Genomic DNA, 13,010 nt, shown 5'->3' on the forward strand with positions numbered 1-13,010 from the left:
TATAATAGAAAGTACGGAATTATCTATTATGGAAGGAATCAGGACACATGGGAGCACAGGACAATACGGAAAAGGTACTGCGCAGTCTTCACGTTTTGCTGTCGAAGAGTGAGCCGTATCCGAAAGAGCCGAGTAAAGTTATCATAGATAAGCAGCAGGTGATTGATCTGCTGGCAGAATTAAATACCTGTATTTATCAGATTATGGATGAATACGAGCTGACCATTCGAAGCCGTGACAAGGCAGAGCGCGATTTCCATAAAAAGGGAGATCAGATCATCTGGGATGCAAGCCGTAAGGCAGAGGACATTTATGCGGCATCTGTCATGTATATGGATGAAACGTTAAACCGTATGCAGGATATTATGCAGGAGGCGGACAAAAAGGTCGGTGCCATCTATCAGGAAATTAAAGAACAGATGGAAAAAGAAGAACAGGAATTAAGAACCAACAAATCCGAACTCAAAGGACAGCTGCAGGATCTGGTTGATACCGAAAAGTACTTAAAGATCATCGAGGAGCGAAACCGCGAGATTGAGAAGGAAAAGATGGAAGGAAGACCGGAGTACGAGCAGGAGAAGCGGGAAGAAAAAGCAATTTACGCAAACCGGCAGACCGATATTAAGATTAACCAGGAATATCTGGATAAGCTGGGACTTTCCGTACCGGAAGAACCGGTAGAAGACCTTGCGGAAGAACCAGTAGAAAAGCCAGTGGAAAAGCCGGTGGAAAAACCAAAGAAGCTGTCGCCGAAGCCGGAGATTCCGGCACCGGTTACGGTAGAAGATGACGATGAAGAGTTAAAGCAGCTGGAAGAACAACTGCGTGTGAATCTGGATGCTGATTATTTTAAGTGGAAAGATGAACAGGAAGAACAGGAAGCAGCAGAAGAAAAAGAAAAATCCGCCGGCTTTCAGAACAAGATCAAGAACCTGATAGGAGGACATCCGCATGACGATTCTGGTGTGTGATGATGACAAGGAAATTGTAGACGCAATTGAGATTTACCTGATTCAGGAAGGATACCAGGTAGTAAAAGCATATGATGGGGAACAGGCTCTGGATATGCTTCGCACAAAGAAAATTGATTTGATGGTGATCGATGTGATGATGCCGAAACTGGATGGAATCCGTGCGACATTCCAGGCACGTAAAACAAGCAGCATTCCCATTATCATCCTGTCTGCCAAGACAGAAGATGCGGATAAGATTCTGGGGCTGAACGTGGGGGCGGACGATTATGTGACCAAGCCGTTTAATCCGCTGGAACTGGTTGCCCGTGTGAAGTCACAGCTGCGGCGTTATACCACACTTTCGAGCACCCCTTCCGGTGATGCCGTTTATGAAGCCGGCGGCCTGGTTATTAACGATGAATTAAAAAAAGTTACGGTAGATGGGGAAGAGGTCAAACTGACTCCGATCGAATACAACATTCTTCTGCTTCTCATGAAAAATAAAGGAAAAGTATTTTCCATCAGTCAGATTTATGAGGAAATCTGGAATGAAGAAGCAATTGGCGCAGACAATACAGTTGCTGTCCACATCCGGCATATCCGGGAAAAAATCGAAATCAATCCGAAAGAACCGCGGTATCTGAAAGTGGTCTGGGGTGTCGGCTATAAAATCGAAGCGGGGGCGTAGCTGTCTATGAAAGAATTCTCCAGCGGAAAAAAGGGCGCAGCCATTGTCATGCATCAGATGTTTCTGATTATGATGCTTTGCGGAATCTATGGGATCGGATACAATCTGCGCAGACATATCGGAGGGCTGGGTATTCTCAGCCTGTTTATGGTGATCGGCATGGTCGGAAGCTTTGTATTCCTTGCCTATCTGACAGGTGTTGCAGGGCGCCGGTCGGAGGAGGATGCAACCATTTACCTGACCTGGATCGATAAAATTTATACGGATATCCAGATGGTGCTTTTTGTGGCATTCATTTATCTTGTGCTTTTTTTGGGGAGAAATCTCCATGACATCCAGTTTGAACTGTCCGGACTGATGGTAGCGGTCGGAACAGTCGGGTATCTGGTCGATGTTGTATTCCTGCTGTTTTATATGAGCATTGTCCGGCGGGTCAAAAACAATACCCTTCTGACACACAGTCTGATCTATCAGGCAGGAAGCTTCCTTAGACGGGTGTTTATCTCCGGACAGAATCCCAGACTGTGTACGCGTAAGGCGCGCGAAAGATATGAGATCCAGCATGCAATTGAAAAAATTGCGGCAGGGGCACTGGATACAACACTGGATGTGGAGCAGTTTCACGGACAGGAAAGAGGCATTGCAGCTTCTGTGAATAATATCCGTGCAGGGCTGAGCGAAGCCATTCAGGAGCGGATCCGGAATGAACGGATGAAGGCAGACCTGATCACGAATGTTTCCCATGATATCAAAACACCGCTTACTTCCATTGTCAATTATGTGGATCTGCTCAAACGTGAAAACCTGGAAAACGAAAATGCACGTAATTATATCCGGGTTCTGGATGAAAAATCCCAGCGGCTGAAACAGCTGACGGAGGATCTGGTCGAAGCATCAAAGATCAGTTCCGGAAATATCCAGCTGGATATGCAGACCATCGATCTGGTAGAACTGCTGTACCAGACGGGTGGTGAGTTCAATGAACGTTTTGAGGCACGGGGGCTGACCATTGTGACGAAACTGCCGCACAATTCGGTGATGATCCGGGCAGACGGACGGCAGCTCTACCGTGCAATTGAAAATCTGTATACCAATGCGGCAAAATATGCACTCGAAAATACCCGGGTTTATGTAGATCTGGAAGTAGAGGAGAACAATGCGGTTTTCCGTATCAAAAATATTTCGAAAAATCCGCTGCCGGAACAGGGAGCGGCGAGGAAAGACCTGACGGAGCGTTTTGTGAGGGGAGAGGAATCCCGCACGACAGAGGGAAGCGGTCTTGGACTGTCCATTGCAAAGAATCTTACACAGCTGATGGGCGGTGAGTTTGCAATCCTGGTAGATGGCGATCTGTTTGCGGCATCCATTACGTTTGCAGTCGTTGCATAAAAATACATTTTATTATATAATTACCATTAACCATGATTTCGAAAACAAGGAGGAAACTATGAAGTTATATGAGAACGGCGCATACCTGGTCAACGGCAGGGATGTTGTCATTAATTCACCGGAAGCGGCATCTGCTGTCCAGGCAAAGACAGGAAAGACTGTTACACCGGAAGATGCAAAGAAACAAACCATTGCATACGGAATTTTAAAGAACCACAATACATCCGGCAACATGGAAAAACTGCAGATCAAATTTGATAAGCTGACTTCCCATGATATTACATTTGTCGGCATCATTCAGACCGCCAGAGCATCAGGTCTTGAGAAGTTCCCGATTCCTTATGTACTCACCAACTGTCACAACAGTCTGTGTGCAGTCGGTGGAACCATCAACGAAGATGACCATATGTTTGGACTGACATGTGCAAAGAAATACGGTGGAATCTATGTTCCTCCTCATCAGGCAGTTATTCACCAGTTCGCAAGAGAAATGCTTGCAGGCGGCGGAAAGATGATCCTTGGATCAGACTCCCATACCCGTTACGGAGCACTGGGAACCATGGCAATTGGAGAAGGTGGTCCGGAGCTTGTAAAGCAGCTTTTGAATAAGACTTACGATATTGATATGCCGGGAGTTGTCGGCATTTACCTGACAGGTACCCCGCAGAAAGGTGTCGGTCCGCAGGATATCGCACTTGCCATTATCGGTGAAGTATTTGCCAACGGATTTGTAAAGAATAAAGTGATGGAGTTTGTCGGACCGGGCGTGTCCAATCTGAGTGTTGATTACCGTATCGGTGTCGATGTTATGACAACAGAAACAACCTGTCTGTCTTCCATCTGGAGAACTGATGACCAGGTGAAGGAATTCTATGAGATTCACGGAAGAACCGGAGATTTCGAGGAACTGAATCCGGGAGAAACTGCATACTATGACAGTTTTATCGAACTTGATTTAAGCGAGATTAAGCCAATGATCGCGATGCCGTTCCATCCAAGCAATACATACACGATCGAGGAATTAAATGCAAACCTGATGGATATTCTTGATGACTGCGAGAAGCGTGCACAGGTAAGTTTTGATGGAAAAGTAGACCTTGACTTAAAGAGCAAAGTAAAGAACGGAAAACTGTATGTAGATCAGGGTATCATTGCCGGATGTGCCGGTGGTGGATTTGAAAATATCTGCGACGCAGCAGATATCTTAAAGGGTTCTTCCATTGGAGCGGACGAGTTTACGTTGAGTGTATACCCGGCGTCTACTCCGATTTATATGGAACTGGTTAAGAACGGTGCCGTTGCCAATCTGTTAGAGACAGGTGCTATTGTCAAGACTGCATTCTGCGGACCATGCTTTGGTGCCGGAGATACGCCTGCGAACAATGCATTTTCTATCCGTCATTCTACACGTAACTTCCCGAATCGTGAGGGATCTAAGGTACAGAACGGACAGGTTGCTTCCGTAGCACTGATGGATGCGCGTTCTATCGCTGCAACCGCTGCAAATAAGGGATTCCTTACCGCAGCTACCGATATTGATGTAAACTACAGCAAGCCGAAATACTTCTTTGATAAGACCATTTATGAAAATCGTGTATTTGACAGCAAGGGTGTGGCAGATCCGGACGTAGAGATTCAGTTTGGGCCAAATATCAAGGACTGGCCGGCTATGAGCCCGCTTCCAGAGAATCTTGTGCTGAAAGTTGTTTCCGAGATTCACGATCCGGTGACCACAACGGACGAGCTGATTCCTTCCGGAGAGACATCCTCTTTCCGTTCCAACCCACTGGGACTGGCAGAGTTTGCACTTTCCAGAAAGGATCCGGAATATGTTGGACGTGCCAAGGAAGTACAGAAGGCACAGAAGGCTGTCGAGGCAGATACCTGTCCGGGAGATGCACTTCCGGAGATTCATCCGGTTATGGATACCATCCGTGCAACGTTCTCCGATGTCAACCGCTCAAACGTTGGTTTTGGAAGTACGATTTTTGCAGTAAAACCGGGAGACGGTTCTGCGCGTGAGCAGGCGGCTTCCTGCCAGAAGGTACTTGGCGGATGGGCAAACATTGCAAATGAATATGCGACCAAGAGATACCGTTCCAACCTGATTAACTGGGGTATGATCCCGTTTGTTATTGATCAGGGAGAGCTTCCGTTCCACAATCTGGATTACCTGTTTGTTCCAAAGATCCGTGAGGCGATCGCAGACGGAAAAACAGAATTTGAGGCATATGTGGTAAAGGATGGTGCTTTAAAGCCATTTACCCTGCGTATGGGAGAACTGACACCGGATGAGAAAGATATTATTCTCAAAGGCTGCCTGATCAATTATTACCGTGGATAGGAGATCTTGTATGACAGACGTGGAAAAACAAAAACAGATGGAACAGATCAAACAGAGTGAGGATGGCATGCGTCAGACGGTTCTTCTGATTAAAATCGGATTGATGGTATTTCTCACCTTTGCCTGTTGTACCGTATTTTTCTTCCTGGTGCTCCGGTACAAGGGGGTTGCAGATACCTGGCATCTGATTACAGGTGCATTGCAGCCGATTATTATCGGACTGGGACTTGCTTATCTGCTTAACCCGGTTATGAAATTTCAGGAGCGGCACTGGCTGCCGTTTCTGAAAAAGAAAATGAAATCAGAAAAATCAGCGGCTAAAGTGGCACGTGGATTGTCCATTGCCGGGGCAATCCTGTTTCTTCTGGTGATTCTGGTACTTTTGATTGCGGCAATTGTTCCTTCGGTGGTATCAAGTGTTACCGGGCTGGTGGAAGCACTGCCTGGTAATGTGGAGAGCCTGATCCATATGGTGAAAAGTGGAAAACTCGGAGCCTATGGAGTGACAGATACCATCAGTGATATGCTGACAAAACTGACGGATCAGGTGGAAAACTGGGCAACGAAGGATCTGCTGCCACAGATGCAGCAATATCTGCTGCAGATTACTTCCGGCGTAATCACGATGGTCAAATCCATATTAAACTTCATCATTGGGATCATTGTCGTTGTTTATGTCTTATCCATTAAAGAAAGCCTGGTGGGACAGAGCAAAAAGATTGTGTATGCGATCTTTAAATCGAAACATGGAAACATTATTATCGAAGTTTTCCACAAGGCAGATGAAGTATTTGGTGGTTTCATCATTGGAAAGATTATAGATTCTGCCATCATCGGTGTGATCTGTTATTTTGGATGTCTGATTCTGCATATCCCAGATACGATACTGGTTGCGGTTATCATTGGAGTAACCAATGTCATTCCGGTGTTTGGACCGTTTATCGGTGCGATTCCGTCACTTCTTCTGGTTGTGATCCAGAGTCCGCTGCATGCGTTGTATCTGCTGATATTTATTATCGTTCTGCAGCAGGTGGATGGAAATATTATCGGACCGAAGATTTTAGGTGATTCCACCGGATTATCCGCGTTCTGGGTAATGTTTTCGATTCTGATCGGAGGCGGACTGTTTGGATTTCTGGGAATGCTGCTTGGGGTTCCGGTGTTTGCGATGATTTACTATATTATCCGCAGACTGGTAAACCACAGCATACGGAAGAAAAACCTTACAACCGTAACGGAGGCATATGTGGAGGCAGCCGGTGTAGATGAGGCAACCGGTGCGATCATATATTACGGGGAAAAACAAAAGAAAAAGAGAACTTTAAAAGATTCCGGAAAGAAAGACGAAACAAAGAAAAACCAGTAATTTCAAGGGCTGTACGCGTTTGTGTGCAGCTCTTTTTTTCGGATTATTTTTTGACACTAATTGCCGCCTATGGTATACTTGAAAATAGACAGATAGACCTGTTTGGGGATATTTTAAGGAGATAACAATTGGACAAATACGAATATAATCTGAAGCTTGATCAGATGAAATCCCGCTATGCGGAAGAGAAATACGATGAGGCAGCAGATATTGCAGATACTATCAATTGGAATAAGGTTAAAAATGTAAATGGTCTGGTAAAAGCTGGGGAAGTGTACGAAAAAGTACAGCGTTATGAGGAGAGCCGGGAAGTTTTGCTGATGGCATATGATCGCTCGCCAATCGGAAGAATGATTATTTACCGTCTTGCGGAAGTGGCGGTCAAGATGAAAGATTTTCAGGCGGCACAGGATTATTATGATGAGTTTGTGGAGATTGCGCCTCATGACACCCTTAAATATGTACTTCGCTATGATATACAGAAAGCACAGGGGGCTTCTTATGAAGAACTGATACCGATTCTTGAAGAACTCAAGGAGCAGGAATATACGGAAGAGTGGGCATATGAGCTTGCTTATCTGTATCACAAAGCAGGGATGAGTGAGAAGTGTATTGATGCATGTGATGAGCTGGTTCTCTGGTTTGGAGATGGGCCATATGTAGAGCGTGCATTGGAACTGAAAATGCTGTATCAGCCATTGACGAAAACACAGGAAGAAAAGTATCGGTCGTTTTGTCAGGCAAAAGATGACAGAGCAGGTTTGACACACATTGATGTGGAGGAGATGGCGCGTGCCGGGGAGACCGTGCATGATCCGGTCGCAATTCCAAAAGTAGAAGTAAACACAGAACGGTTTAATACCGTCAATCTTCAGGCGGAAATTGCAAAGGGTATGCAGCAGATCATGGATGCAACCGAAAAAGAGACGGTCACGGATACGCTGGACAATATCAATCGTATGGTGGAAGATGTTCCTTATCTGAAAATGCAGATGGAGGAAGAAAAGCCTGAGGCACAGCCGGAACAGAATACACGGCACATTGAGACAGATGAGGAGATTGATGGTTCACTCAAGACAAATTTCAAAGAGTTGTTGGGAGAAGACTCCGATGGTCAGATGAGCATGATGACAAATGAGAAAAACATGATTGAGCATCAGATCACAGGCCAGATGACAATTGAGGAAGTGCTGAGTGAGTGGGAGAAAATGCGCAAGGCTGCGGAAGCTGCATTAGAAGATGCCAGAAAGCGGAAACTCGAATCCGCCAAAGCGCGTGCACTGCAGGAGGCAGGCGATATTATGGACCGCCTGACAGGAGTATTGCCAAAACTGGATGCGGTACTGGCAGAGAAGGCGGATATTGTGGAGGAAACGACGGAAACACCGCCACAGACGCCGGAAAGGGAAACACCGCCGGCAACGAATGAGCCGGAAGAACGAAAGGAAGAAGAGGAAGAGAACAAAAAAGAGGAACAGCCTGCCAGGGATACAGATGCCGAAGAACTTTGGCCAGAGGGAGTATCTTTAGAAGAAATGGTACGTTCCCAGCAGAAAAAAAAGACGGAAGCTGCCGCACAGAAACCGGCAGAAGAGACATCCGATGTGACAGAAGATGACAAAAACTTAAATGAGAATCGTGGTGTAGAAGAAATGGAAACAAAGACAGAATCAGATACAACAAAGAAAAAGGATTTTGAGGAGGTTCCGATCGAGGATCTGCCACAGAAACCAACACTTGCACAGGAGAGGGAAGAAGAGTTTGCTTTTGTAAGAAGAAAAACAGATCGCTCTTCCTGGAAAGGAAAAACAGTACATATTCCACAGGTAGACACACCGGTGGATCTGGGAAAAGAGGAAAAACAGAATATCCCGCTTGTAGAACTGACCGATGAACAGAAAGCGATTTTTTCGTATTTTATGCCGGTGAAGGGCATGGAGGATCAGCTCTGCAAAGCGTTGACAGTTGCTTCGTCCCATCTGAAAAATAAGGAAACTGCATCGAGGGGGAATCTCGTAATTAAAGGCGGACAGGGAAGTGGAAAAACAACACTTGCCACCAGCATGATCAAAGTCCTGCAGCAGGAGACCGGGGTTTTGGATGGAAAGATTGGAAAGATCCATGCGGAAGCATTGAACCAGAAAAATGTCGGCGGGCTGCTGGATAAGGTGGCAGGAGGATGCCTGATTATTGAACAGGCAGGAGATATGGAGAAAAAGACCGTGTCGGAGTTATCCGGATTGCTGGACGCAGATGAGAGTGGTCTTTTCGTTATACTCGAAGACACATCCAAGGGCATCAAGAGATTATTTGCGCAGAATGAAACATTTGCCAAAAAATTCAGTGAACAGATCTCAGTTCCGATTTTTACAAATGATGAGCTGGTCACGTTTGCACGTTCTTATTCCAGGGAACTTGGATACAAAATTGATGATATGGCGGTTCTGGCATTGTATAACCGGATCAGCAATATTCAGAGACTGGATCAGGCTACAACCCTGACAGAGGTGAAAGACATTGTGGATGAAGCAATTCATCGGGAGGCACATGGAGGGTTAAAGAAAGCTATCAGTATTCTGACCGCCAGCCGTTATACGGATGATGACAGAATTGTACTAACGGAAAAGGATTTCGAGTAAGATAGATAAGAGAAGACAGGGAGGGTATTTATGAGTAATTTTACAGAGATGGATTGTTACCTGTTTGGACAGGCAACACATTATGATATTTATCGCAAAATGGGTGCTCACAAAATGACAATTGAAGGAGAAGAGGGAGTATGCTTCGATGTCTGGGCACCGCATGCGGACCGTGTATACGTGATTGGGGAATTTAACGGCTGGAATGAAACGTCCCATGAGATGAAACGTGTGACACCGGAGACGATGGGGGTATACGAACTGTTCGTACCGGGTGTCCAGATTGGCTGTATGTATAAGTTCCTGATTATCGCACAGGACGGAAGAAAGCTGTACAAAGCAGATCCTTATGCAAACTATGCACAGCTGCGTCCGGAGACCGCTTCCATTGTCACAGATATTTCCAATTTTCTCTGGTCCGATACGGAATGGATGAATGCCAGAAAAAAACTTTCCAAAGAGGAAGTATATGAGCAGCCGATGGCGATTTATGAGGTACATCCGGGTTCCTGGATGCGCCATCCGGGGCGGGACGATGATGGATTTTATTCCTACCGCGATCTGGCAAAGACATTGATTCCTTATGTCAGGGAGATGGGGTATACCCACATTGAGCTGATGGGGATTTCCGAGTATCCGTATGATGGTTCCTGGGGATATCAGGTAACGGGATATTATGCACCGACTTCCCGTTATGGAACACCGGAGGATTTTGCACATCTGGTCAACGAATGCCATAAGAACAAGATTGGCGTGATCCTTGACTGGGTGCCGGCACATTTCCCAAAAGATGCACATGGATTGGCAGAGTTTGATGGTACTGCAACTTATGAATATGCAGACCCGCGCAAAGGAGAGCATCCGGACTGGGGAACCAAAATCTTTGATTACGGAAAGAATGAGGTCAAGAACTTCCTGATCGGAAGTGCGCTGATGTGGATTGAGAATTATCACGTAGACGGACTTCGTGTGGATGCAGTTGCATCCATGCTGTATCTGGATTACGGGAAGGAAGATGGACAGTGGGTTCCGAATATTTATGGTGGAAATAAAAATCTGGAAGCCATTGAGTTTTTCAAGCACATCAATACGCTGATTCTCGGAAGAAATCCGGGTTCTGTGATGATTGCAGAGGAATCAACGGCATGGCCGAAAGTGACGGGTACGGTAGAGGATGACGGACTTAATTTCAGCTACAAGTGGAACATGGGCTGGATGCATGATTTCCTTGACTATATGAAGCTTGACCCATATTTCCGAAAGGACAATCACAATAAGATGACCTTTGCCATGAGTTACAATGAGAGTGAGAAGTACATTCTGGTATTATCCCATGATGAGGTCGTACATCTGAAATGTTCCATGCTCAACAAGATGCCCGGACTCGAAGGGGATAAGTTTAAAAACCTTATGGCTGGCTATGCATTCATGATGGGACATTCCGGCAAAAAACTTCTGTTTATGGGACAGGAATTCGCGCAGGAGCGTGAGTGGAGCGAGAAGCGCGAACTGGACTGGTTCCTGCTGGATGATCCGAAACACAAACATATGCAGGATTGGGTAAAGGCATTGCTTCATTTGTACCGTAAGAATCCATGCCTGTACGAGCAGGATACGACCTGGGCAGGATTTGAGTGGATGAATGCCAACGACTATGAACGCAGTATTTTCAGCTTTGTGCGAAAGAGTAAGGATGGAAAGAATAACCTGCTCTTCGTGATCAGTTTCACACCAGTAGAGCGTGACGATTATCGGGTAGGTGTGCCGGGCAGACATACCTATAAGCTGGTATTAAACAGTGCAGATCCGCAGTTTGGTGGAACCGACACAGAAGATACGAAGCGTCCGCTGTCTTACAAGGCAGAAAAGAAGCCTTGTGATGGACGGGATTATTCGATCGGATATAAGCTGCCGCCTTACGGAGTAGCAGTATTTAAATTTTAAACAGAAATGGTGGAAGCCGGAGATTCATGGAAGTGGATGTCCGGCTTCTTTTTTAATTATTTGATCGTAATACGGGATTCATGTTAAATAATGTATAATTTTAGAAATAATTCATGCGATTTAGTGTAAAAACAAATGAAAAATACGTTGATTTTTACACGAATAATTGATATGCTAAAGGTAAACATTTCATGGAGGTGAAGTGATGTATAGAAAAATAATGGATTATTTGAAGAAATGGAAGAGTAGTGAACATCGCAAACCTCTTATTTTGCAGGGGGCAAGACAGGTGGGAAAAACATATTCCATTCTGGAGTTTGGACGTACCTGTTATGAAAATGTAGCGTATTTTAATTTTGAAACCAATCCAAAATTAAATGAAACTTTTGCAGAAAATATCAGTCCGGATTATTTGATTCCGATTTTATCCCATATTGCTGGACAGACGATTATAAGAGAAAAAACATTGATTGTATTTGATGAGGTACAGCTTTGTGAAAGAGCCCTGACTTCATTGAAATATTTTTGTGAGGATGCTCCGGAATATCACATTATTGTGGCAGGAAGTCTGCTCGGTGTGGCAGTCAACAGGACCAGGTTTTCTTTTCCGGTCGGCAAGGTAGATATGAAAACGTTGTATCCTATGGATATGGAAGAATTTATGCTTGCCATGGGTGAAGAGCAGCTTGTGGAATTGATTAAAAAGTGTTTTCAGACAGACACTCCGATGCCTGCAGCTCTACATGATGCAGCCATGCAGCTTTATCGGCAGTATCTGGTTGTGGGGGGAATGCCGGAATGTGTTATGCAATTTATACAGACAAAGGATTATATTCTTGTACGGAATACACAAAATACAATTCTGGCAAGTTACCTCAATGATATGAGTAAATATAATAACCTGAGCGAAATAAAAAAAACACGTCTGGCTTATGATAATATTACCGTTCAGCTTTCAAAGAAAAATACAAGATTTCAATATAAGCTGATCAAAAAAGGCGGGCGGGCTTCCGAATTTGAGAATGCAATTGAGTGGCTCTGCCTGTCGGGGATTGTATCACAGGTATACAAGGTAGAACAGGTAAAAAAGCCATTGGAAAACTATCGGGATATTGATGCATTTAAAATTTATGTGTCGGATCTGGGACTGCTCTGTGCAAAAAAAGAATTGTTGGCAAACGATATACTCTATATGGTGAAAGAACTGGATGATTTTAAAGGCGGTATGGCAGAAAATTATGTCAATGTACAGTTATCCATCAATGGATACCACACATATTATTGGGAATCTGCGCGCGGTGCGGAAATTGATTTTGTGATTCAGCGGGAGGGAAAACTGATTCCGATTGAAGTAAAATCTGCCGACAATACAAGAGCGAAAAGTTTAAAGGTTTATATGGATACTTATGAGCCGGATTATGCGATCAAACTTTCTGCAAAGAATTTTGCATTTGAAGATCGTAAAAAAATTGTGCCATTATATGCAGCGTTTTGTATCTGATATGCAATTATTATGAAAAAATGATAAAAATTATGTCGCTTTCTGTACAGAATTTTGCACCTTGCTCCAACTTTTCCATAGATCATTGGATGTATAAATTACGGTTGAACAAAATCGCTGCGCGATGGCCTGCCAAGGCTGTGACGCAGTTTTTCTTTTCCTAAATAAAAAAGCAGTGGAAACCAA

Annotated in this window: 8 protein-coding genes; all 8 read left to right on the forward strand. The window is 44.7% G+C overall.

From position 1 onward, the window contains the following. Positions 1-47 precede the first annotated feature (47 nt). The 8 genes from M72_RS00490 (at position 48) to M72_RS00525 (ending at position 12,824) form a co-directional block, all read left to right on the forward strand. Positions 48-971, forward strand: a complete 924-nt coding sequence (locus M72_RS00490) for a hypothetical protein (RefSeq protein WP_055066791.1) — start codon at positions 48-50, stop codon at positions 969-971. Further along, the gene (locus tag M72_RS00495) at positions 952-1,641 is read left to right on the forward strand and encodes a response regulator transcription factor (RefSeq protein ID WP_022045940.1); all 690 of its coding nucleotides are present in this window, start codon (positions 952-954) and stop codon (positions 1,639-1,641) included. Before M72_RS00490 ends, M72_RS00495 begins: the two co-directional genes overlap by 20 nt. A gap of 6 nt (positions 1,642-1,647) precedes the next feature. Then, on the forward strand, positions 1,648-3,030 hold the full coding sequence (locus tag M72_RS00500) for a sensor histidine kinase (RefSeq protein ID WP_055066792.1): 1,383 nt from the start codon (positions 1,648-1,650) through the stop codon (positions 3,028-3,030). A 58-nt stretch (positions 3,031-3,088) separates the two neighbouring features. Continuing rightward, a complete protein-coding gene (locus M72_RS00505; RefSeq protein ID WP_055066793.1) occupies positions 3,089-5,374 on the forward strand; it encodes a hydratase in 2,286 nt (761 codons plus the stop codon). Positions 5,375-5,384: 10 nt separating this feature from the next. Further along, positions 5,385-6,740 (forward strand): AI-2E family transporter, encoded by a 1,356-nt coding sequence (locus M72_RS00510; RefSeq protein ID WP_055066794.1) that lies wholly within the window; start codon positions 5,385-5,387, stop codon positions 6,738-6,740. A gap of 128 nt (positions 6,741-6,868) precedes the next feature. After that, a complete protein-coding gene (locus M72_RS00515) occupies positions 6,869-9,379 on the forward strand; it encodes a tetratricopeptide repeat protein (RefSeq protein WP_055066795.1) in 2,511 nt (836 codons plus the stop codon). 30 nt (positions 9,380-9,409) lie between these two features. Beyond that, positions 9,410-11,323 (forward strand): 1,4-alpha-glucan branching protein GlgB, encoded by a 1,914-nt coding sequence (glgB, locus tag M72_RS00520; RefSeq protein ID WP_055066796.1) that lies wholly within the window; start codon positions 9,410-9,412, stop codon positions 11,321-11,323. A gap of 205 nt (positions 11,324-11,528) precedes the next feature. Next, complete coding sequence (locus M72_RS00525; protein ID WP_055066797.1) at positions 11,529-12,824, forward strand: ATP-binding protein; 1,296 nt, start codon at positions 11,529-11,531, stop codon at positions 12,822-12,824. The last annotated feature ends 186 nt before the right edge of the window (positions 12,825-13,010 follow it).

This window comes from Roseburia faecis (assembly GCF_001406815.1).
GTDB lineage: Bacteria > Bacillota > Clostridia > Lachnospirales > Lachnospiraceae > Roseburia > Roseburia faecis.